Raw genomic sequence first — 21,203 nt, 5'->3', positions numbered from 1 at the left:
CGTTGTCTAGCACCACCGCCTCATCTTCCGCTCCGCTGCTGTCCGTGCGCGGCGTCTCGGTCGACTTCAATACCGACACCGGCGGCTTTCGCGCCGTCGACAACCTGGATTTCGACGTGCGGCCCGGCCGCACGCTGGCGATCGTGGGCGAGTCCGGTTCGGGCAAGTCCGTCACGTCGATGGCGATCATGCGCCTGACCGACTACAACGGCGGACGCATTTCCACCGGCCAGATCCTGTTCCGTGACGGCGACGATCGCGAGGTCGATCTGACCCAGGCCAGCGACGAACAGATGCGGGCGATTCGCGGCAACGACATCGCGATGATCTTCCAGGAGCCGATGACGTCGCTGAACCCGGTGTTCACGATCGGCGACCAGATCGTCGAAGCCATCATGCTGCACCAGCAGCTGTCACGCTCCGCGGCGCGCCAGTCCGCACGCAAGTTGCTGGAAAAGGTGCGCCTGCCCGACGCCGAACAACTGCTGGACCGTTATCCGCACCAGTTGTCCGGCGGCATGCGCCAGCGCGTGATGATTGCGATGGCGCTGTCGTGCCAGCCGCGTCTGTTGATCGCCGACGAGCCGACGACGGCGCTGGACGTCACCATCCAGGCGCAGATCCTGAACACCATCCGCGAGTTGCAACGCGACCTGGGCACGGCCGTCATCTTCATCACCCACGACATGGGCGTGGTGGCCGAGATGGCGGACGATGTGGTCGTGATGCTGCGCGGCAAGAAGGTCGAGCAAGGCACCGTTCAAGACATCTTCAACGCGCCCAAGCATCCGTACACGCGCGCGCTGCTGGCGGCTGTGCCGCGTCTGGGCAGCCTGACTGGCCGCGACCTGCCGCTGCGCACGCCGCAAACCGTGCTGGAAGGCGACACGCTGCGCGAGGTGGGCGAGACCCGCGAGCAGGACACCGCTTCCTACGATGAACCCGTGCTGCGCGTGGACAAGCTGACCACGCGTTTTGACGTGGGCCACAACCTGTTCGGCCGCGTGACGCACCGCGTGCATGCGGTGGAGCAGGTCAGCTTTGACGTCTACCCCGGCGAGACCCTGGCGCTGGTGGGCGAATCCGGCAGCGGCAAGTCCACCATCGGCAAGACCTTGCAGCAGCTGGTGGCGCCGACTTCCGGCGCCGTGCGCTACAACGGGCAGGACATTTTCTCGATGGACACTGCCGGCCGGCAGCGCCTGCGCCAGGAAATCCAGTACATCTTCCAGGATCCGTATGCGTCGCTGGATCCGCGCAAGACCGTGGCCTTCAGCATCGCCGAACCGATCCGCACGCATGGCCTGCTGGCCGGCGAAGACGCCATTGCCCGCCGCGTGGGCGAGCTGCTGGAACAGGTGGGACTGAAGCCCGAACACGCCACGCGCTATCCCCATGAATTCTCGGGCGGCCAGCGCCAGCGGGTGTGCATCGCGCGCGCGCTGGCCAGCAATCCTAAATTGATCATCGCGGACGAATCCGTGTCGGCGCTGGACGTGTCGATCCAGGCGCAGATCCTGAACCTGCTGATGGATCTGCAAAAAGACCGTGGGCTGTCGTATCTGTTCATCACGCACGACATGGCGGTGGTGGAAAAGGTCAGCCACCGGGTCGCGGTGCTGTACCTGGGCCAGATCGTCGAGCTGGGCACGCGCCGCCAGATCTTTGAATCGCCGCAACATGCCTACACGCGCAAGCTGCTGGCTGCGGTGCCGGTGGCCGAGCCCGGCCGCCACATCGACACGTCCCTGATCGAAGGCGAGATCCCCAGCCCGGTGCGCCGGGTTGGCGATGAGCCTGCCATCGTTCCCCTCTTCGAGTTCGCGCCCGGCCATCAGGTCGCCCGCGCCGCCTGAACCTCTTTCATCCGTCGGTCCGACCCGATTTCCCGTCCCTGGAGGCGACCATGCAATTCCTTCGCACCACCCTCTCCGCCACCGCGCTGACCCTGGCCCTCGCCGCCGCGCTGCCCGTTTCGACGGCGCAGGCCGCCGGCACGCTGAACGTGGCCATCAACCAGGATCCGGGCAGCTGGGATCCGATCGACACCTTCGTGACGTTCTGGGGATCGGTCGGCAGCAATCTGTACGACGGTCTGACCATGCGCGGCGCCGACCTGAAGCTGCAGCCGGGCCTTGCCACCAGCTGGGAATACCTGGACGACAACAAGCGTCTGCGCTTCAAGCTGCGTGAAGGCGTCAAGTTCCACAACGGCGAGCCCTTCAACGCCGAAGCCGTCAAGTTCACCTTCGAGCGCCTGCTGGGCGCGGAAGGCGCCAAGGGCCCGCAGAAGTCAAACTACGACTCGATCGGCGAGGTCAAGGTGGTGGACGAGTACACGGTCGACTTCATCCTGAAGCAGCCGGATCCGGTGCTGCTGACGAAGCTGGCGGGCTACGGCGCGATGATCGTGCCGCCCAAGTACATCACTGAGAAGGGCGAGGACAACTTCAACACGCACCCGGTCGGCACGGGCCCGTTCAAGTTCGACAGCTACCAGCCCAAGGTCAACGTGACGCTGGCGCGTAACGATGACTACTGGGGCGGCAAGCCGAAGCTGGACAAGGTCGTGTACCGCTTCATCGGCGAACCCGGCACGCAGGTCGCCGAGCTGCAGGCCGGCCGCATCGACATCGCCACGCTGATCCCGCTGGGCCTGATCGAAACGGTGAAGAAGTCGGGCAATGCCGACGTAATTTCCACTGGCGGTCCGGTGGCCTTCGCGCTGCGCTACAACACCAAGAACGGCATCACGCAGCACCGCGACGTGCGCCGTGCGCTGATCATGGCGGTCGATCGCGACGCCATCGTCAAGCAGCTGCTGCTGGGCCAGGCCAAGACGATCGCCAGCTTCCAGGGCCCGCAGTCGTTTGGCTTCAACCCCGAGCAAAAGCCCCTGCCCTTCAATCCCGCCGAAGCCAAGAAGCTGCTGGCCGCCGCCGGCGTGAAGCCGGGCGCCACGGTGCAGATCGACGTGCGCGGCAGCGATTCGAACTTCCGCGAAGTCGCGCAGGCCGTGTCGGGCTACCTGCAGGGCGTGGGCGTGCGCGCCACCATCAAGCCGTATGAAACCGGCGTGCTGCTCAACGACATCATCCCCGGCGGCAAGACCGGCGAAATGTGGCAGAACCAATGGGGCGGCTGGACGTACGACTACGACAACACCGCGTACCTGATGTACCACTCGGGCCAGAAGTGGAATCCGTACGACAACGACCCAAAGCTGAACGCCATGCTGGAAGCGCAACGCACGGTCTATGACGTGAAGAAGCGCGAAGGGATGCTGCAGGAGATCGCCGCGTACGTGGCCGATCAGGCGCTGGAATTGCCGCTGTACAGCCTGAACACGATCGTGGGCGTGAACAAGCGCGTGAAGAACCTGGAAGTCCCCGGCGACATCCGCTTCCGTTTCGTCGAAACCACCATTGAGTAAGTCCCCGAATAGTAAGTCCCCCCCGAGCGCTTCGCGCTTCCCCCAGGGGCATGCCTGCGGACCGGCGGAGCCCGGATCCGCGGCATCCCGCTGGGATGTGCTCCGTTGAGGCATCGGTGCGAATCGATGCCGCGTTAACACCCTTTTCCCGCACCGGTGCAAGCCGGTGCGGCGCCTTATGACCGGATTTCTCATCAAACGCGTGTTGCAGGCCGTCTTCGTGATCGTGGCCGTGACGCTGCTTGTTTCTTATGCCGTGCGCCTGACCGGCGACCCTGCTCTGATGCTGAGCCAGGGGTCAGGCAGCGTGACCGAACAGGACCTGGCCAACATCCGGCAGGCGCTCGGGTTGAACCGGCCGTTCCACGAACAATATCTGTCGTATATGCAGGGGCTGCTGCATGGCGATTTCGGGCGCAGCTTCATGGGCGGCACGCCGGTCGCCAAGCTGATCGGCGATGCGCTGCCCGCGACGCTGATGCTGGCGTTCACGTCGCTCCTCGTGTCCATCCTGATTTCGCTGCCGCTGGGCATCCAGGCGGCGATCAAGCGCGGCAAGGCGACCGACCAGGCCATCCGCATCTTGTCGCTGGTGGGCCTGTCCTTCCCCAATTTCTGGCTGGCGCTGATGCTGGTGCTGCTGCTGTCGATTACTTTCCCGCTGCTGCCGCCGTCCGGCTGGAGCGGGCCGGCCAGCCTGGTGCTGCCGTCGCTGACCATGGCGATCATTCTCAGCGCCACCAATATCCGGCTGGTGCGCACGACGATGCTGGAGACGCTCTCGGCGCAATACATCATGGTGGCGCGCAGCAAGGGGCTGAAAGAGCGCATCGTGCTGTACAAGCATGCGCTGCGCAATTGCGCCATTCCGCTGATCACGTATCTGGGCCTGCAATTCGGCGGCCTGATCGGCGGCATCGTCGTGATCGAGATGGTCTTCAACTGGCCCGGGCTGGGCACGCTGGCCTTCGACGCCATTTCCGGCCGCGACTATCCCGTGCTGCAAGGCACCGTCACGGTGCTGGCCACCGTCATCGTCCTGGTCAACCTGATCGTCGACATCGCCTACGGCATTGTCGATCCCCGTATTCGCACGCGCTGAGCATCATGCAGACAACCACTTCCCCCGCCGCCCCCCAGGCCATGAAGCCGCGCAGCCGCTACCGCTCGCTCGAATTCGTGCTGGGCGCGCTTCTGACCGGCGTCATGGTCCTGCTGGTGCTGGCATCCGGCTGGCTGTTTCCGGACGGCGGCGAATCGATGGACCTGGCCGCCCGCCTGATGGCGCCCTTCTCGTCGGCCGCCCATCCCTTCGGCACCGATCCGCTGGGCCGCGATGTGCTGGCCCGCGTGATCGTCGGCGGCAAGATTTCGCTGCTGGTGGGTTTTGCCTCGGTGCTGGGCGGCGCGCTGCTGGGCATCGTGATGGGTCTCATCGCCGGGTACTACCGCGGCTTCTGGGACATGATCGTGATGCGCTTTGCCGACGTGCAGCTGGCGCTGCCCTTCATCCTGGTGGCAATCACGTTCATCGCCATCCTGGGCGGCGGGCTGTTCAACGTCATCTTCTTCATGATCGTGTCGCAATGGGTGCAGTACGCTCGCCTGGTGCGGGCGCAGGTGCTGGCGTTGCGCGAGCGCGAGTTCGTGCTGGCCGCGCGCGCCTTCGGGGTGCGCGACCTGGCGATGATCCGCCACCACATCGTGCCCAACCTGCTGGGTCCGCTGGTGATCCTGATGACGCTGAACGTGGCCAACAACATCCTGCTGGAAAGCAGCCTGACCTTTCTGGGCCTGGGCGTGGATCCCATGATCCCGAGCTGGGGCGGTATGCTTGCCGACGGCCGCACGTACATGCAGACGGCCTGGTGGGTCAGCGTGTTTCCCGGCCTGGCCATCATGCTGACGGTGCTGGGCCTGAACCTGCTGGGCGACTGGCTGCGCGACCGCCTGGACCCGACCGGCAAGGTCTGAAGAATCGATCCGCGCCACGGGCCGGAAGGAATGTTGAGTATGTCGTTGCTGGACAAGAGTTTCGATCGCACGCTGGACGCCTGGACACACGCCTACATGGCGCCGGCCTGGCGTGGCGCGGTCGTGGAAGGCTGGGTGTTCGAAGGCGTGGACGCCCGGCGCGCCGCGCAGGCCAAGCTTGAGCAGGCGGGCGTGACGGCGCGCTTTCGCAGCGCGTACAAACCGCTCGTGCACTATTTCCTTGAAGAGGTGGAGCGCGAGGGCCTGGTCTCGGCCGAGATCCGCTATCCGCTGCACGAACACGCGCAGGCCAAGCGCTTCACGCTGGAGGCCTATCCGCTCGTGGCGTTGCTGAAAGACGTGCGCGTGACGATGCTGCCCGGCGCCGACGACCTGCACTACGACGTGCACCTGTCGTATGCCGACGGCCGCACGCTCGACACCCGCGTGTTCGCGCCGAACCAGCTTGGGCATGCGCCGGACGGCACGCCGGAGCTGTCGCCTACCGGCTGGTTGCGCGTACTGGACGCCAGCGGCGCCGTGCAGACCGATGCCGCGCAGGCCACCGAGTACCAGTTGCTCTTTCGCAGCATCCTGGACACGGTTCGCAACCACACGTGGGGTGCGCACGAGCCGTATTTCGACCGGCTGGAAATCCGCGTGGATCTGCCCGGCATCGACTTCGCCCTGCCGGTGGACGAGGAAATCGTCAGCACGTTCGAAGCGCTGCACGAGGACATCTATTTCTCGCTGCTGGAGCACTTTCAGCAGCATTCCGGCCGCCCCTCCGGCGACCGCGGCTTGCAACCCGGCCAGATCATTCCCGACATCCGCCGTCACGACGGCGCGCCGCGCGTGCAGATCTCCGTGGAGCCCTTCGCCCCGGTCGCTCCCGTGACGCCGGCCGCGCTTCCCGGTCCGCTGGCGCAAGCCCGAGAGCCGTTGTCGGCCGCGCAGATCGCCGGCTGCATGGCGGCCTTTGGCGGCGACACCTTCCAAGCCGTGTCACGCCAAGGCCGACCCGTGTTGGGCACCTATGTGCGCGGGTCCGGCCCGGCCGTCTTCATTTCCGGCGCGCAGCATGCCAACGAAACCTCTGGTGTCGTGGGCGCCTTGCGTGCGGCCGAGGCGTTGGCCGCACGCGGCGACGCGCATTTCGCATTGATCGCCTCCGAGAACCCGGACGGCTATGCCCTCTTCAACCGGCTGCGCGAGCACCACCCGCGCCACATGCTGCACGCGTCGCGCTACAGCGCACTGGGCGACGACATCGCCTACCGCGAACGCGCGCCGTTTTTCGAACGGGAAGGCCGTCACCAGGCGCATGCGATCAGCGGCGCGCAGCTGCATATCAACCTGCATGGCTATCCCGCGCACGAATGGACGCGTCCGCTGTCGGGTTACCTGCCGCGCCACTTCGAGCTGTGGACTATTCCCAAGGGGTTCTTCCTGGTCCTGCGCCATCATCCGGGATGGGGCGATCGCGCTCAACGGTTGATCGAAGGCGTTACCGCGCGACTGGCGCGCAACGTGCCGGGGCTGGTGGAGTTCAACGCGCGGCAGTTGGAACTCTTTCATGCGCATGCGCTCGAAAAGGGTTTTGACGTGCTTAACGGCATCCCCGTGCAGGTCACGGAGACCGATCGCGAGGAACTACCCATGGCGCTGATTTCGGAGTTTCCGGATGAAACGGTCTACGGAGACCGATTCGTTTTCGCGCATACTGTGCAGATGGAAACCGTCCTGGCAGCCACGGACCTGTATCGCGCCGGGCTTTAGCGGCTTACCGGTGTCTGACACCCAAGCAACAAGAAAATGAAAATCCGAGAACGCAACCACGGCGACGATCTGGCCCTGGTGGACATCTGGCTCCGTTCGGTGCGCGCCACCCACACTTTTCTGACTGAAAAGGAAATCCAGGCCATGTACCCGCAGGTGCTGAACACGTACCTGCCGTCCGTCAGGGTCTGGGTCTGTGAGGACGATGCCGGCGAAGTGGCCGGCTTCATGGGTCTGACCGGCAACAAGGTCGAGATGCTGTTCGTGGATGCCAACAAGCGAGGCAAAGGCGCTGGCCGCCGCCTGCTGAATTTTGCGCGATCGCTGCACGGCACGCTGCTGGTGGACGTGAACGAGCAGAATCCGCAGGCGCATGGCTTCTACAAGCACTACGGATTTCAGGACGTGGGCCGCTCGGCCTACGACGACTCGGGCCGTCCCTTCCCCATCATCCACATGAAGCTTGCCGGCTGAAGCATCCGCTTCAGTTGCCGTGCGGCTTGTGCCGCGCGCGCCATGCCTTCAGCGCTTCGCGGTAGCGGTCCATCGCTTCGTCGTAAAGGTCATAGACACAGGGGATGCAGCCGCTGTTGCAGCATTCGTCAGGCGCGGGACGCTCGGGCGGAACAGGCGGCGGGTCGTCGTTGGATGTTGCGGCGGGGCTCGACTTGCCGCCAGTCGGTTTCTTCGTGCTCATCGCGCCATGTTAGCGCCGCGCACCCAGCTCGGGCGCGTTGCGCGCCCTCACACACCTTCCCGCTTGCGCCAGTCCGCGCGGCGGATTTCGTAGCAGACCTTGGGCTCCGGCGCGTCGCCGGTCATGCCGACATAACGCAACCCGGTCTTTTCCATGACGCGTTGCGACGCCAGGTTTGAACGCAGCGCCACGGCGCCCAGCACGTCGACGGGCAGCAGGCGAAACCCCAGCCCGATCAGCGCACGCGAAATCTCCGGCGCGAAACCCTTGCCCCAGCAGTCGGGATGCAAGGCATAGGCCAGTTCAACGCTGGCCCGCCCCGGCGCAGTGGACACCTTCAACCCCGCGCGGCCCGCGGGCCGGCCCGTGTCGCGGTCTTGCAGCACATACATGCCATAGCCATGCTCGGTCCAGTGGACGATGTTCTGCGCCACATAGCGCCGGCTGGCCGCCGCGTCGCGCGTGCCTCCCATGGACTGCATGAGGTCGGCATTGGCGTGCATTTCGATCATGAACGGCAAATGCGCCTGGGACATCCGGCTGGCGGACAGGCGCAGGGTCTGGAAATCGTCGGGAAACTCGGCGGACGGCATGGGAGTCGGAGGCGATGGCGGACGAAGTTCGGGGACGGGCTGGCCGTCCGGATGGCGGACCCGCCGATCATACCGGCCGGCGCGGTCTTGCACACTTGCGCCTAACCCTCACCCGCGCCGCAGCCCCACGAGACTCCGAAGAAAAACCGCAGCGTGCTCGCAGAGGTTGGCCAAGGCCGCAGCGGATTCGCCGCGGCCCGCCGCTGCGCCATCGGCGCCCCGCTTATTGCTCGGGATACGCACGCATGGCGGCGGGCTGTTCCGCCACCAGCGCGTCCAGGATACGCTTGCCCACCCGGCCGTCCTGCGGCAGGTTCAGGCGCGCCTGCTCTGCCCGCACGGCATCGCGCGTCTTGCCGCCCGGGATGCCGTCGGCCACTCCGATGTCATGGCCGCGGCCATAAAGCTGCTTCTGCAGTTCCTTGATCTGCGCGCGGGACAGGCCGGGATCGTCGGTCGGCCATGCGGTCACCAGCGCCGGGCCGCCTTGCAGGCGGTTCAGCAACAGCGACACGGCCAGGCCATAGCGGCGCGACTGGTTGTAGTGCAGGATGGCGTCGAAATTGACCGTGGCCAGGAACACCGGTCCGCGCGCGCCGGTCGGCGCAAACAGGTACGCCTGCTGGTCGTTGCCCGAAGGCAGCTTCAACACCGAGCCGTCTCCTTGCTTGACGCCGGCCTGCGCCCATTGGGCGATCGTGCGGCGGTCCTTGGACCCCACGTACTCGGCGTCGGGCTCGGGCGGGATCGCGGCGGCCAGCTCGGCCGGCACGCGCACTTCCACGACGGCGGGCAACCCATGCGTCCACTGGGCGCGGCGCTTGCGCAGATGGTTTGCCGTGGAGGCCAGCGCGTCGGGCAGCGAGTTGTAGAGGTCGATGCGGCCGTCGCCATCGCCGTCGGCAGCCAGTTCGTAGAACGAAGTCGGAATGAACTGGGTCATGCCGAACGCGCCGCTCCAGGATCCGACGAACTTGTCGGCGGGCACGGTGCCGTCGCGCAAGAGGCGTACGGACGCGTAGGCGTTCTTTTCCCAGAGCGGCTTGTTCTCGGTGCAAGCGCGCGTCAGCCAGGCATTGAGGACATCGGTCTTGCCGACCTGGCGGCCGTAGTTGGTTTCGATGCCGAAGATGGCGACCAGCGTCGCGGGGTCAACCTGGTATTGCTGGCTGATGGCGCCAAGCTCCTTGCCATATTTGGAGAGCACGGCCTTGCCGTCCTGCACGCGCTCGTCGTCGACCGTCTTGGCGATGTAGTCCCACCAGCTTTCGCGGCCCTCGGGCTGACCCTTGGCCGACGCGACGGTCGTGGGCAGCAGCGTGGCGTTGGCCGTGTACTTGTCCCAGTCGGCGACGGTCAGGCCGTTCGCCGTGGCGCCCTTGCGCAGCTTGTCGATGCAGGCCTTGGTGTCGAGCTCGGTCGGGACGATGACGGTCGGTGCGGCGGCGGCGGCGGCGGCCGGGGTGGCGGTGGCGGCGGGCGTTGCAGACGCAGCCGGCGCAGCGGCAGCAGCAGGCGCGGCAGGCGCAGCCGGCGCGGCGGCTGGGGCCGCAGAAGCGGCGGGTGCCGCAGCGGGCGCGGCATGCGCGGCCGGCGCCGGCGTATCGTCGAAGCTGCGCTTGGGTTTGAGCACGGGCTGTTGCTGCTCCGGCGCGGGCGTCTGGGCGCGCGATCCGGTGGCCGATCCGGGCGACTGCGCCTGCGCGGCGCTGGCGGCAGCGGCGGTCAATGCCGCGGCCAGCAGCACGCGGGAAAGGCTGTCGATTCGAGGACGGGAGAAACTCTGGCGCATGGCTTTCCTGAAAAATCGAAGTCAGCCGGGATCGTACCGCGACCAGCCGCCGAAATCGAACGCGCCCCCCGGCTAGGCCGCCGCGCCGTGCTGGAATCCCGCCGGTGGCGCGCGCAACACGCGCCGGCACAGCCACATCGCAATCAGGCTGAAAATCGCAAAGCCGCCCATCTGCCCCAGCATCACGCCCTCGGGCCCGCCCAGGTGCGCGCCCAGCCACACGAAGGGTATGGTGCCCACCGTGGCGCGCAGCCAGCCGATAGCGGTGGAATACGTGGCGTATCCCAGGTTGTTGAACACCGAGATCGCGACGAAGAACAGGCTGTTCAGCGCCCACGCAAAGCTGCCGACGCGGCAGAAGAAGACGATCAGGTCGCGCCCGGGCCCAGTGACCCGGAAGACATCCGGCATCCACGGCGCCAGCACCGCCAGCACGACAGCCGCCGAAAACCCATACAGCAACGCCCAGCGCGTCGTAAGCGCCACGGTGGCCTTCACGCGGTCCCAGTGGCCGGCCCCCAGGTTCTGCCCGAGGATCGGGCCGATGGCGCCGGGCAGCACGAAGAACAGCGAATAGGCCAGTTGCAGCAGCCGGTCGACCACCGTGGCGCCCGCCAGCACGCTGGGACCGAAGCTGGAATAGGTAGAGACGGTAAAGATGACCGCCGCCGGCGTGGCCAGGGTGGTCAGCGCCGCAGGCAAGGCGATATTGCCGATGGCGCCCAGGTGCTCGCGTAGTTCCCGCGCAGGCGGCCAGGTCACCAGCCGATGCTTGCGGAACACCAGCCAGGCGCCCAGCACCACGGTGGCGACGCGCCCCACCCCGCCGGCCCAGGCAATGCCCTCCATGCCGCCGTCCAGCACGAAGATGACGATGGGGTCGAGCACGGCGACCGTGCCGGTGCCGGCCAGCAGCACCCACATCGATTGCCGCCCCTGGCCGGCCGCGCGCAGCAGATTCGACAGCATCATTCCGATACCCATGACCACCGCGAACGGCGTGGTGATGAGCACGTACGACAGCAAATGGTCGCGCACGTCTTCGGCCAGGCCAATGGCGGCGGTAAACGGGCCGATCGCCGCCAGAAACATCGCGCCCGCCGCCACCGCAGCAGCCGCCATCAGGATCAGCGACGCGCCCGCAAGCGTGCGCGCCCGGCCGGCGTCCTGGGCGCCAAGCGCACGCGAGACCAGCGCCGCGCCGCCCACCGTGACGCCGATGCAGACGGACGTGATGGTGAATTGCGTCATGGACCCGAAGCCCACCGCGCCCAATACGGCTTCGTCCTCGAGCGTGCCCAGGTAAAGCAGCGACAGGAACTCCACGGCGAAGACGGCCAGCATGCTGGCCCAGCCGGTCAGGATCATCTCGAGCACGTGCCCGCCGAGCGGGCCGGTCACGAAGCGGGCGTGGGATGCGGGTGCGTTCAAGGCAAGTCTGCCATTGCGCGATGAGGCGTGAGCGGCATTACTGGCGCGGGGCCATTGCGCGGCGTTGTTTGCGTGCCGTTATTGCGCAGCCTGCGGCGCGTCGCGCAATTGCGCCAGGCGCTGCACCGCCAGTTCATAACCCTGGGCCGCGGCGGCCTCGTACCAGCGCAACGCTTCCTTCATGTCGAAGTGCTCCATGACGAGGCCCTGCATGTATTGGGCGCCCGGCTCGCCGCGCTGCGCCGCAGCCAGCATCGCCCGTTCGGCCATGCCGTCCTGGCGCGGCGATTCGCCATAGATGTGGGCATTGCCGCCCTCGATGGTGCCGCCCAGCTCGCGCAGCGAGGGCGGGGTTTGTATGAACAACTGGCGCCAGAACAGCGCGACCAGCACCACGAATAGCGCAAAAAAGAAGGTCCAGGTAAAAAGCCGTTTGGCGGTCATGTTTTTCTCGGTCTCGATGAAGGCAGGCTCGCGCCCGCGGAATTCAGGGATGATTGGCGGCGGGCGCAAACCAGTATTGGAACAAATCGCCGCGATTGGTGTACCAGGGCAGCAGCATTCCGATGCTGTCGGACTCGCGTTGCACCGTCAGCAGCAGCCCGCCCGCGTCCTTGCGCAGAACGGCAACGTGGCGCCGCACGCCCATGGATTCATGCTGGCGCCAATCATGCCGCACGCTGATCCATAGCCGGCCCTGCGTGCAACCGGCAGCGCGCCAGATCGTGTTGCCGGGGCGCATGGGCTCGCCGCCCGAGACCATGGAGCTGGCGCCGTCGTCGTGGACCGCAAGTAGCGCGGCCTCGTGCGCACCTTGCCCATCGTGCGTCTCAATCTGCCAACCGCGCGCATCGGCGACGAACGAAACGGTCGAGCGGGATGACGGCTTCCACGCCGGAAGCGGCGCATCGCGCATGCCCGGCAGATCCAAGGGGTAAAGCAAAAATCCACGCAGGTCTTCGAGCAGGACAGCGTCGGCATCGCCCGCGCGGCGTTCGCCCTGGGCGCGATAAGTGCCGGTCAGGTCGGGACATTGCGCCGGATCCGACGGCAACAGGACTTGCGTGTTGTCTTTGAAGGACGGCCACCTCACGGCGACCTCGTCCACGCGCGACACGGTGCAGCCGGCCAGCGCCGCGGCCAGCAAGGTGATCGTTGCGAGGACGCCGGCACGTTTGGCGTTAGGCCAGCCTTCACGCTGGGTGACGCATTGCGCGGCACACCAGCCGCCCCGCTCCTTCAAAGTCAATGCCGCTCTCCCGTTGCAAGCCGAAGCCCATGCAGGCGTCGAACTATATCCCGAATCCCGCACTGCGTTGCCAAGCGCCCGGGACGGGAGAATAATCGGCAAATCGCTTCCGCTCCCCTGCGCCATGACACCGTTCCGAGGCAAACTTCGCATCCGGCACCTGGAGATCGTGCTGACCGTCTCCGAATTGGGCAACCTGTCCAAGGCGGCGGCGCAGTTGCACAGCACGCAATCGGGCCTGTCCCGCGCGATCGCCGAGATCGAGGAGCTGGTGGGTGCGCGGCTGTTCGAGCGCACGGCAAAGGGCACGACCTGCACGCCGCTGGGCGACGCCATGTGCCGCCACGCGCGGCAGTTGCTGACCGGTTTTCGCAAGGCCGAGGTCGACCTGGCCGCCGTCTCGCGCGGTGAAGAAGGCAGCCTGACCGTGGGCTGCTTTTCCATGTTTGCGGGCTGGCCGGTGGCGCAGGCCGCGCGCGACTACCGCGAGGCGCATCCGCGCATCACGCTCACCATCGAGATCGGCACGCACGAACGGCTGATCGAGGACCTGGACGCCGGCGCGCTGGACGTGTTGATCAGCCGTTTCTCGTCCACCGTGAATCCGGAGATCTACCGGTCGACCACCCTGCTGGAGGATCCGGTGGTGCTGGCCTGCGCCACGCACCATCCGCTGACGCGCCTGCCGCAGGCCACGCTGGCCGATTACGTGGCCTATCCGTGGATCACCGCCCTGCCCGGCAGCCGCATCCGCGGCGAGCTGGAATTGTCCCTGCGCCAGGCCGGTCTGGCGATTCCGGATATGATCGGCGTCCTGTCGCTGGAATTCGGCCGCGAATTACTCGTGGACGGACATTACCTGTGGATGCTGCCCGGCAGCGTCGCAGCCGTCCGGCAGGCGCGCGGCGAACTCGCCGTGCTGCCGGCCAGTCCCGCCCTGCGCAGGTCGCCCCTTGCCGCCATCTGGCGCCGCGACCGCCCCAGCACCCGTCAGGCGCGCGCCTTCGCCGCCCAGCTCGAACGCACCATCCAGGCCGATGGCATCGCGCTGGCCGCATGAACCGCGCGCCGCATCCCGAACACGCACCTCATTCATACCGGAGCACCCATGTACGACTGGCTCAACGCATTGCCCAAGGCGGAATTGCACCTGCATCTGGAGGGCACGCTCGAACCCGAGCTGCTCTTCAAGCTGGCGCAACGCAACGGCGTGGCGCTGCCCTGGCCCGATATCGACGCCCTGCGCGGCGCCTACAACTACAACAACCTGCAGGAATTCCTGGACCTGTACTACATGGGCGCGGACGTCCTGCGCACCGAGCAGGATTTCTACGACCTGACGTGGGCCTACCTGCTCAAATGCCACGAGCAGAACGTGGTGCACACCGAGCCCTTCTTCGATCCGCAGACCCACACCGACCGCGGCGTGCCGTTCGAAACCGTGCTGAACGGCATCAGCCAGGCGCTGGCTGACGGCCGCAAGCAACTGGGCGTGACCAGCGGGCTGATCCTCAGCTTTCTGCGCCACCTGCCCGAAGAACAGGCGATGCGTACGCTGGAGCAGGCACTGCCGTACCGCGACGCCTTCATCGCCGTGGGCCTGGACAGCAGCGAGCAAGGCTTTCCGCCGCGCCTCTTCCAGCGGGTGTTCGACCGTGCGCGCGCCGAAGGCCTGCCGGCCGTGGCGCATGCGGGCGAGGAAGGCCCGCCCGAATACATCTGGGAGGCGCTGGACCTGCTGAAGGTGCTGCGTATCGACCACGGCGTGCGTGCCGCCGAAGACCCGAAGTTGATCGCGCGCCTGATCGACGAGCAGATTCCGCTGACCGTCTGTCCGCTGTCCAACACCCGGCTGCGCGTGTTTGATCACATGCGCGAGCACAACATCCTGTCGCTGCTCGATGCCGGGGTGAAGGTCACGGTCAACTCCGACGACCCCGCCTACTTCGGCGGCTATGTCACCGAGAATTTCCACGCGCTCCACGAACACCTGGGCATGACGCGCGAGCAGGCGCAGGCGCTGGCGGACAACAGCCTGGACGCACGCATCGCTAAATAGCGGAAGGTTCCGATGGCGGGATCCGGGTCGCGACGGTCCGGACAGTCCCCATCCAGCCATGCGTGTTGCGCATGGCTATGTTCAAAACCGGAATGCCCGGCGCGGCACTTTCCTCCCTACCATTAGTCCGGCGGCAGCACAGATTGCCGCCGCTGGACGATGAACAACGATACAAGGGGCAGGAATATGAGTGAACGCGTGAAGGCGGCGCTGCGCACTGGCACGCTGGTTGGCGTGCGCGACGGCGGCGTGTGCCGCTATGGCGCCATTCCGTATGCGCAGGCGCCCGTGGGCGAACTGCGCTTTGCACCGCCGCAACCGGCGGACATTCGCGGCGAATTCGACGCTACGGGTACCGGCCCCGTCCCGCCGCAGTTGCCCTCGCGCCTGCGCGGCGCCATGGGCGATTTCGACGCCGAACAATCCGAAGACTGCCTGCACCTGACGGTCTGGACGCCTGCGGCAGACGGCAAGCGCCGGCCCGTGGTCGTCTGGCTGCACGGCGGCGCCTGGCAGAGCGGCGGCGGCGCGCTGGACTGGTACGACGGCGCCCGCCTGGCCGAACGCGGCGACGTAGTGGTCGTGGCCGTCAACTACCGGCTGGCCGCACTGGGCTGGCTGTACGTGCCCGGGCAAACGGCCAACGTCGGCTTGCTGGATCAGGAACTGGCGATCGACTGGGTGCTGGACCACATCCAGGATCTGGGCGGCGATCCGGCGCGCATCACGGTCATGGGCCAATCGGCAGGCGCCTCGTCGATCTGCGCCATGCTGGCGCGCCAGCCGCGCTTCTCCCGCGCCATCCTGCAAAGCGCCGCGCTGGGCCGCGGCTTTCGCAGCGCGCAGCAGGCCGACGCGCTGGGACAGGTCTTTCTGCGCGCGGCCGGCGCCGACTCGCTTTCGGCGGCGCGCGAGCTGCCGGTGTCCGCGTTGCTGGCGGCGCAACAGGCGCCCGAGGTCGTGCAGGCCCTGCGGGCCGAAGGCAGCAGCCGCAGCCTGTTCTCGCCGGTGCTGGACGGCCAGGTGCTGCCGAAAGAGATCGCCCCGGCGCTCTTGACCGCCGCGGGCCGCGCGGACGTACTGGTCTGCTACACGCGCGACGAAATGGCCGCGTTCCCGGACCACGGCACCGACGCCGCCAGCCAGGAGATGGGCGACGCCGTGTTCGGCGCGCCCTCCCGGCTTTGGGCCCGGCAGGCCGTGGCCCAAGGCCGCAACGCCTGGCTGGCGCGCTTTGATGTCGCGCCGACGGACCGCTTCGGCGCCTGCCACTGCATCGAACTGCCGTTCGTGTTCGACACGCTGCAGGCATTTGCCGATGCCCCGATGTTGGCGGGACTGCCTGCCGCGCAGGGCGAGCAACTGGCGCGCCAGACCCAGACCGCATGGCTGGCGTTCATCCGCGGCGATGCGCCGGATTGGCCGCAAGCGCCACACATGCAGATCCTGGCCTGAGCTCGCTACGCCACACGACAGGCGCCGGCCTTGCCGCCGCGCCCCGCATACCAACAACACAAGGGGAATTCCATGTTCAAGCAAACCTTCCTGGCGCTGGCGCTTGCCGTGCCGCTTGCCGCCACCGCCGCCTATCCCGACAAGCCGGTCAAGATCATCGTGTCCAATCCGCCCGGCGGTCCGGTCGACGTCATGCTGCGCGTCCTCGCAAGCAAACTCGGCGCGGCCTGGGGCCAGCCCGTGGTCGTGGAAAACAAGCCGGGCGCCTCGGGCATCATCAGCACCGGCGCACTGGTCAAGTCGGCGCCCGACGGCTACACGCTCGGCATGGTCGTCGCGTCGTCGGTGACCATCGTGCCGTTTGCGGTGGACAGCCTGCCGTTCGACACGCAAAAGGACTTGCAGCCCATCTCGCTGGTGGCGCGCACGCCGTTCATCTTCATCGTGCCCAAGGACAGTCCGCTCAAGACCTGGGAAGACTTCGTGCGCGAAAGCAAAGCGCGCAATCTGAGCGTGGGCTCGTTCTCGATCGGCACCGCGTTTCACCTGGTCTGGGAACAGACGGCGCGGCGCGCCGGCATCAAGGCGCTGTACGTGCCGTCATCCTCGTCGGGCAAAACGCAGAATGACCTGATCGGCGGGCAGCTCGACGTGGGCCTGGACGCCCCGTCCAGCTCGAAAGGCCTGATCGACAGCGGACGGCTGCGGGCGCTGGCAATCACCAGTCCGCAACGCTTTGGCGGCCTGCCCGACACGCCCACGTTGAAGGAGTCGGGACTGGACTACGCGCCGCAGCCGTGGATCGGTCTGATGGGACCGGCCGGCATCCCCAAGGACCGCGTCGCGCAGATCCAGAAGGCGGTGACCGACGTCCTGAAGGATCCGGCCATGAAAGCGCAGATGGAAACGCTGGGCATGATTCCGATCGGCAGTTCGCCCGAGGAACTGGCGGCCACCATCGAGGCCGATCGCGCCGAGATGGGACCGCTGATCAAGGAGCTGGGCATCAAGCTGCAATAGCGCCGGGGCGCGGTAAATTCCGCGCAACGTAAGCACTGGAAACAGGGCCCCTTGCGCTCGGGCGCTCGGGTAAGATCCTTGTCAATAACAAGTTAACTACCCCGAGGAGGAGAGCATGCCGCAACGCAATTCCCTGTTCCGTCTGGCGCCCTTGGCGCTGGCCGCCCACCTGATCTTTTCCGGCCCGGCGGCCGCGCAAGGCGCGCCCGGCACGCAAGGCACGGTGCAACCCGCCGCCAACCCCGCGCTGGCCGCGCAGATTGACGAACGCGCCAAGGCCATCGAAGACAAGCTTATCGCGTGGCGCCGCGACATCCATCAGCATCCGGAGCTCGGCAACCAGGAACACCGCACGTCCAAACTGGTCGCCGATCATCTGCGCGCGCTGGGCATGGACGTGAAGACCGGCGTTGCGGGCACCGGCGTGGTCGCGGTCCTCAAGGGCGGCAAGCCAGGGCCCGTGGTGGCGCTGCGCGCGGACATGGACGCCCTGCCCGTCAAAGAACAGGTAGACGTGCCGTTCGCGTCCAAGGCCAAGGGCACGTACCTCGGCAAGGAAGTCGACGTCATGCACGCGTGCGGCCACGATGCGCACACGGCGATCCTGATGGCGGCCGCCGAAGTGCTGGCCGGCATGAAGGACGAGCTGCCCGGCACGGTCAAGTTCATCTTCCAGCCCGCCGAGGAAAGCCCCGCGGACTTCGAGCCCGACGGCAAGAAGGTCTGGGGCGCGAAGATGATGGTGCAGGAAGGCGTGCTGGACAATCCCAAAGTCGACGCGATCTTCGGTCTGCACGTGTCCAGCGCTTACCCGGCCGGCTGGCTGGCATGGCGCGCAGGTCCCGCAATGGCCGCCGCCGACCAGTTCTGGATCGACGTGACCGGCAAGCAGACGCACGGCGCGCGCCCGTGGTCCGGCATCGACCCCATCGTAGTCAGCTCGCAGATCATCCTGGGTTTGCAGACCATTCCCAGCCGACAGATCAACAGCATGCTGGAACCGGCGGTGATCACGGTGGGCGCCATCCACGGCGGCAACCGCATGAACATCGTGCCCGACAGCGTTGCGATGACCGGCACCATCCGGACATACGACGAAGGCATGAAGAAGGACATCCATCAACGCATCGCACGCACCGCGGACATGATCGCGCAAAGCGCGGGCGCCAAGGCGGACGTGCGAGTCGTCGAGCTTTACAACGCCACCGTCAATCCGCCGGCGCTGGCCGAGCAGATGGGTCCCACGCTGCGGCGCGTGGCGGGCGAAGGCAACTATGGCTTGCAACCCAAGTCGACGGCGTCCGAGGACTTTTCGTTCTATCAGGAGAAGGTGCCCGGCATGTTCTTCTACCTGGGCGTAACGCCCAAGGGAACGGATGTCGACAAGGCCGCACCGAACCATTCGCCGCGCTTTCACGTTGACGAGTCGGGGCTCATCAACGGCGTGCGCGCGCTGTCGAACCTGACGGTCGACTACATGGCGAGCGCGCGCAAGGGCAGTTGATCGTTCTTACCGGGATCGCCGATGCACGCGCCGCGTCCATCGCGGAACGTGCATCGGCAACGGTGGCGACAGGCTTTACGCCTGCTATCGCTTCGGCTACCAGGACGGCATAAGCAAACGGCTACAAATTCTTTGTCAGCCGCCGCCCCGCTTCTTACAGTGTGCGCCTTTGCCGCCATGCGGCCGCACGACAGAAGCTTTCGCCATGCCGATCTCCCGACGCAAATTCCTGCTTGCCAGCACGCTGGCGCTGCCGCTGGCTCGGCCTCGACTGGCGCGCGCGTCAGACTGGCCCGCGCGTCCCATCCGTCTTGTCGTCACGTTTCCGCCCGGTGGCGCCAGCGACATCGCCGCGCGCATCATTGCGCCCGTGCTGGCCGAACGGCTGGGTCAGTCCATCGTGATCGAAAACAAGCCGGGCGCGGGCTCGACCATCGGCGCAAATCTTGTCGCACAGTCGCCCGCCGACGGCTACACGTTGCTGATGTCGAACTCGGCGCCCCTGTCGATCTCGCCGGCGCTGATGCCGCAGGGCGGTTACGACGCGCTGGCCAGCTTCCGCCATATTGCCTACCTGGGCGCAGTGCCCACGGTGTTTGTCGTGCACCCGTCCGTGCCGGTGTCCAGCCTTGCCGAGCTGACCGCCTGGATCAAGGCGCAGGACCAGCCGGTGCAATATGGCAGCGGCGGGCTGGCGTCCGTGGGGCAGATCGTGGGCGAGCTGTATTCGCGGCAGACGGGCGCGCCGCTGCAGCACATTCCGTACAAGGGTTCCGGCGCCATGCGCAACGATCTGCTGGGCGGACAGATCCGCGTGGCGGTGGATGCCCTGCCGCAGAACCTGCCCTTCCTGCGTTCAGGGCAACTGCGCCTGTTGGCCGTCACCACGCAGGACCGCGTGCCGCAGGCGCCCAGCATCGCTTCGGTGGGCGAACTGGGCTATCCGGGCCTGGTCGCGGAAAACTTCATCGGGCTCTCCGCCCCCGCGGGCCTGCCTGACGCGGTGGCGGCGCGGCTGCATGCGGACGTCGCATCCGTCATGGGCGATCCGGACATTCGGGCCAAGCTCGAGGGCCAGGGCTTCGTGCTGGCGCAGAAGACGCCGGCGGAGTTCACCGATTTCGTGCGCCGGCAGGCCGATAGCTGGGGGCCGGTCGTGCGCGCGACGGGAGCCAGCCTGTGAGCGCCCGCCGTCTGCTCGTGCTGTTCGGCTTTCCCGGCCGGGGCGGCTTCAACGAGGCGGCATTGCAGGGCGCCGAGCGCGCGGCGCGAGCGGGCCATGCGCTGCACGAGGAATGGGTCGCGGCCACTGATCCGGCCGCGCGTGCCGAGCGCCTTGCGCAGTTGTGCAACGGCAATCCGGATCTGGTGATCGTGCACGGCGGCCAGGGCGACGTGCCCGTTGCCGAGGTGGCGCCGCATTTTCCGCGCACGCAGTTCGCGATCACACAAGGCAGTCATACGGCGGCCAACGTCGCGAGCTATGAGATTCTGCAGGAGCATTCCGCGTTTCTTGCCGGGATTCTGGCCGGCTTGCGGACGCAGGGAGATGGCGCGGGTGACCTGGTCGCGGATGGCCGCCCCGCGGGTGGCCGCCCCGCACACCTCTCCGGCGAGCGCGTCCCGCCCGGTCTGAAGGGCCGCGCCGCCTTTGCCGACGGCGTGCGCCGCATGACGGGCCGGGATCCGCTTACGGGCTTTTGCGGCAATCAGCACGACCCCGACCTGGGTGAGGCCTGGACACGTGCGCTCGCCGCACAACGCGCCCGCGTGCTGTTCGCGATGATGGATGGCGGCCGCGACGGCGTCACGCGCGCCTGCCGCGAGGCCGGCATCTGGCAGATCGGCAACGTGCTGGATTGGGTAGCCCGCGATCCGGAGGTCTATCTGGCATCGGCGCTGGCGGACTCCGGCCTGTGCGTTGAGCGCGCGGCCGCGGACCACGCCGCGGGCGCGCTGGCCGCGGGACGCATCACGCGTTTCGGCCTGGAGGCTGCGCACTCGTTGCGGCTCGTGCTAGGCGCAGACGTCACCGCCTACGAGCGGCGCGAGCTGGACGCCTGGTCTGGGCGCCTGGCGTCCGGCGAGATCGAGATTGCCAGCCACTACGACGGCCAGGAATTCGCGCTGTCGTAGATGCCCTCGCAGCGTCACCGCACCGGCAACATGTGGCGCGTTGCGGGCAACGTGACCCACGGCCCTGCGCACACGTCTCGC

19 protein-coding genes are annotated in these 21,203 nt (G+C 67.0%); 13 read left to right on the top strand and 6 right to left on the bottom strand.

The genetic code is table 11. From position 1 onward, the window contains the following. The first annotated feature begins 2 nt into the window (after positions 1-2). The 6 genes from B2W22_RS15475 to B2W22_RS15450 all read left to right on the top strand — a co-directional run bounded on the left by B2W22_RS15475 (position 3) and on the right by B2W22_RS15450 (position 7,660). Entirely contained in the window at positions 3-1,856 is a 1,854-nt protein-coding gene (locus B2W22_RS15475; protein WP_349679458.1) for a dipeptide ABC transporter ATP-binding protein, read from the top strand. A gap of 50 nt (positions 1,857-1,906) precedes the next feature. Then, positions 1,907-3,433 carry an ABC transporter substrate-binding protein gene (locus B2W22_RS15470; RefSeq protein ID WP_286938501.1) on the top strand — a complete coding sequence of 509 codons (1,527 nt, stop codon included), beginning with the start codon at positions 1,907-1,909 and terminating at the stop codon, positions 3,431-3,433. A gap of 178 nt (positions 3,434-3,611) precedes the next feature. Beyond that, positions 3,612-4,535: an ABC transporter permease gene (locus B2W22_RS15465; protein ID WP_175183897.1), complete on the top strand. Its 924-nt coding sequence runs from the start codon at positions 3,612-3,614 to the stop codon at positions 4,533-4,535. 5 nt (positions 4,536-4,540) lie between these two features. Then, the gene (locus B2W22_RS15460; protein WP_286938498.1) at positions 4,541-5,407 is read left to right on the top strand and encodes an ABC transporter permease; all 867 of its coding nucleotides are present in this window, start codon (positions 4,541-4,543) and stop codon (positions 5,405-5,407) included. A gap of 39 nt (positions 5,408-5,446) precedes the next feature. Beyond that, positions 5,447-7,186 carry a peptidase M14 gene (locus B2W22_RS15455; protein ID WP_286938495.1) on the top strand — a complete coding sequence of 580 codons (1,740 nt, stop codon included), beginning with the start codon at positions 5,447-5,449 and terminating at the stop codon, positions 7,184-7,186. A 36-nt stretch (positions 7,187-7,222) separates the two neighbouring features. Further along, complete coding sequence (locus B2W22_RS15450; protein WP_175123558.1) at positions 7,223-7,660, top strand: acetyltransferase; 438 nt, start codon at positions 7,223-7,225, stop codon at positions 7,658-7,660. A gap of 10 nt (positions 7,661-7,670) precedes the next feature. Here the strand turns inward: B2W22_RS15450 and B2W22_RS15445 are convergent, their stop codons facing one another. The 6 genes from B2W22_RS15445 to B2W22_RS15420 all read right to left on the bottom strand — a co-directional run bounded on the left by B2W22_RS15445 (position 7,671) and on the right by B2W22_RS15420 (position 12,948). Continuing rightward, positions 7,671-7,883 (bottom strand): oxidoreductase-like domain-containing protein, encoded by a 213-nt coding sequence (locus B2W22_RS15445; protein ID WP_286938493.1) that lies wholly within the window; start codon positions 7,881-7,883, stop codon positions 7,671-7,673. A 47-nt stretch (positions 7,884-7,930) separates the two neighbouring features. Further along, positions 7,931-8,476: a GNAT family N-acetyltransferase gene (locus tag B2W22_RS15440; RefSeq protein ID WP_175123560.1), complete on the bottom strand. Its 546-nt coding sequence runs from the start codon at positions 8,474-8,476 to the stop codon at positions 7,931-7,933. Positions 8,477-8,699: 223 nt separating this feature from the next. Next, positions 8,700-10,268 (bottom strand): lytic murein transglycosylase, encoded by a 1,569-nt coding sequence (locus tag B2W22_RS15435; protein ID WP_286938490.1) that lies wholly within the window; start codon positions 10,266-10,268, stop codon positions 8,700-8,702. A gap of 72 nt (positions 10,269-10,340) precedes the next feature. After that, positions 10,341-11,699 carry an MATE family efflux transporter gene (locus B2W22_RS15430; RefSeq protein ID WP_286938488.1) on the bottom strand — a complete coding sequence of 453 codons (1,359 nt, stop codon included), beginning with the start codon at positions 11,697-11,699 and terminating at the stop codon, positions 10,341-10,343. A gap of 78 nt (positions 11,700-11,777) precedes the next feature. After that, positions 11,778-12,143, bottom strand: a complete 366-nt coding sequence (locus B2W22_RS15425; RefSeq protein WP_175183902.1) for a sel1 repeat family protein — start codon at positions 12,141-12,143, stop codon at positions 11,778-11,780. Between the two features lie 43 nt (positions 12,144-12,186). Then, on the bottom strand, positions 12,187-12,948 hold the full coding sequence (locus tag B2W22_RS15420) for a hypothetical protein (RefSeq protein ID WP_286938485.1): 762 nt from the start codon (positions 12,946-12,948) through the stop codon (positions 12,187-12,189). A 124-nt stretch (positions 12,949-13,072) separates the two neighbouring features. On the opposite strand from B2W22_RS15420, the gene B2W22_RS15415 reads away from it, so the two are divergent. The 7 genes from B2W22_RS15415 to B2W22_RS15385 all read left to right on the top strand — a co-directional run bounded on the left by B2W22_RS15415 (position 13,073) and on the right by B2W22_RS15385 (position 21,122). Further along, a complete protein-coding gene (locus B2W22_RS15415; RefSeq protein ID WP_286938483.1) occupies positions 13,073-14,008 on the top strand; it encodes a LysR family transcriptional regulator in 936 nt (311 codons plus the stop codon). Positions 14,009-14,056: 48 nt separating this feature from the next. Next, the gene (locus tag B2W22_RS15410) at positions 14,057-15,007 is read left to right on the top strand and encodes an adenosine deaminase (protein WP_175123565.1); all 951 of its coding nucleotides are present in this window, start codon (positions 14,057-14,059) and stop codon (positions 15,005-15,007) included. Positions 15,008-15,193: 186 nt separating this feature from the next. Further along, positions 15,194-16,462 carry a carboxylesterase/lipase family protein gene (locus B2W22_RS15405; RefSeq protein WP_286938481.1) on the top strand — a complete coding sequence of 423 codons (1,269 nt, stop codon included), beginning with the start codon at positions 15,194-15,196 and terminating at the stop codon, positions 16,460-16,462. Between the two features lie 72 nt (positions 16,463-16,534). Then, positions 16,535-17,482 (top strand): Bug family tripartite tricarboxylate transporter substrate binding protein, encoded by a 948-nt coding sequence (locus B2W22_RS15400; RefSeq protein WP_175183904.1) that lies wholly within the window; start codon positions 16,535-16,537, stop codon positions 17,480-17,482. 115 nt (positions 17,483-17,597) lie between these two features. After that, entirely contained in the window at positions 17,598-18,986 is a 1,389-nt protein-coding gene (locus B2W22_RS15395) for an amidohydrolase (protein WP_286938478.1), read from the top strand. A 205-nt stretch (positions 18,987-19,191) separates the two neighbouring features. Continuing rightward, positions 19,192-20,169, top strand: a complete 978-nt coding sequence (locus B2W22_RS15390; protein ID WP_175183906.1) for a Bug family tripartite tricarboxylate transporter substrate binding protein — start codon at positions 19,192-19,194, stop codon at positions 20,167-20,169. Continuing rightward, on the top strand, positions 20,166-21,122 hold the full coding sequence (locus B2W22_RS15385) for a BMP family ABC transporter substrate-binding protein (RefSeq protein WP_286938476.1): 957 nt from the start codon (positions 20,166-20,168) through the stop codon (positions 21,120-21,122). Before B2W22_RS15390 ends, B2W22_RS15385 begins: the two co-directional genes overlap by 4 nt. The last annotated feature ends 81 nt before the right edge of the window (positions 21,123-21,203 follow it).

The organism is Achromobacter sp. UBA4530 (assembly GCF_002388205.1).
Classification (GTDB): Bacteria; Pseudomonadota; Gammaproteobacteria; order Burkholderiales; family Burkholderiaceae_B; genus Achromobacter; species Achromobacter animicus.
This window is presented reverse-complemented; position numbering and strand designations above follow the sequence as displayed.

What these genes read in the sequence shown, in the direction of transcription:
- B2W22_RS15395 (WP_286938478.1), top strand. Translation starts at nt 17,598, where the DNA reads ATGCCGCAACGCAATTCCCTGTTCCGTCTGGCGCCCTTGGCGCTGGCC.
- B2W22_RS15435 (WP_286938490.1), bottom strand. Translation starts at nt 10,268, where the DNA reads ATGCGCCAGAGTTTCTCCCGTCCTCGAATCGACAGCCTTTCCCGCGTG.
- B2W22_RS15410 (WP_175123565.1), top strand. Translation starts at nt 14,057, where the DNA reads ATGTACGACTGGCTCAACGCATTGCCCAAGGCGGAATTGCACCTGCAT.
- B2W22_RS15425 (WP_175183902.1), bottom strand. Translation starts at nt 12,143, where the DNA reads ATGACCGCCAAACGGCTTTTTACCTGGACCTTCTTTTTTGCGCTATTC.
- B2W22_RS15390 (WP_175183906.1), top strand. Translation starts at nt 19,192, where the DNA reads ATGCCGATCTCCCGACGCAAATTCCTGCTTGCCAGCACGCTGGCGCTG.
- B2W22_RS15470 (WP_286938501.1), top strand. Translation starts at nt 1,907, where the DNA reads ATGCAATTCCTTCGCACCACCCTCTCCGCCACCGCGCTGACCCTGGCC.
- B2W22_RS15445 (WP_286938493.1), bottom strand. Translation starts at nt 7,883, where the DNA reads ATGAGCACGAAGAAACCGACTGGCGGCAAGTCGAGCCCCGCCGCAACA.
- B2W22_RS15450 (WP_175123558.1), top strand. Translation starts at nt 7,223, where the DNA reads ATGAAAATCCGAGAACGCAACCACGGCGACGATCTGGCCCTGGTGGAC.
- B2W22_RS15400 (WP_175183904.1), top strand. Translation starts at nt 16,535, where the DNA reads ATGTTCAAGCAAACCTTCCTGGCGCTGGCGCTTGCCGTGCCGCTTGCC.
- B2W22_RS15440 (WP_175123560.1), bottom strand. Translation starts at nt 8,476, where the DNA reads ATGCCGTCCGCCGAGTTTCCCGACGATTTCCAGACCCTGCGCCTGTCC.
- B2W22_RS15455 (WP_286938495.1), top strand. Translation starts at nt 5,447, where the DNA reads ATGTCGTTGCTGGACAAGAGTTTCGATCGCACGCTGGACGCCTGGACA.
- B2W22_RS15405 (WP_286938481.1), top strand. Translation starts at nt 15,194, where the DNA reads ATGAGTGAACGCGTGAAGGCGGCGCTGCGCACTGGCACGCTGGTTGGC.
- B2W22_RS15465 (WP_175183897.1), top strand. Translation starts at nt 3,612, where the DNA reads ATGACCGGATTTCTCATCAAACGCGTGTTGCAGGCCGTCTTCGTGATC.
- B2W22_RS15460 (WP_286938498.1), top strand. Translation starts at nt 4,541, where the DNA reads ATGCAGACAACCACTTCCCCCGCCGCCCCCCAGGCCATGAAGCCGCGC.
- B2W22_RS15415 (WP_286938483.1), top strand. Translation starts at nt 13,073, where the DNA reads ATGACACCGTTCCGAGGCAAACTTCGCATCCGGCACCTGGAGATCGTG.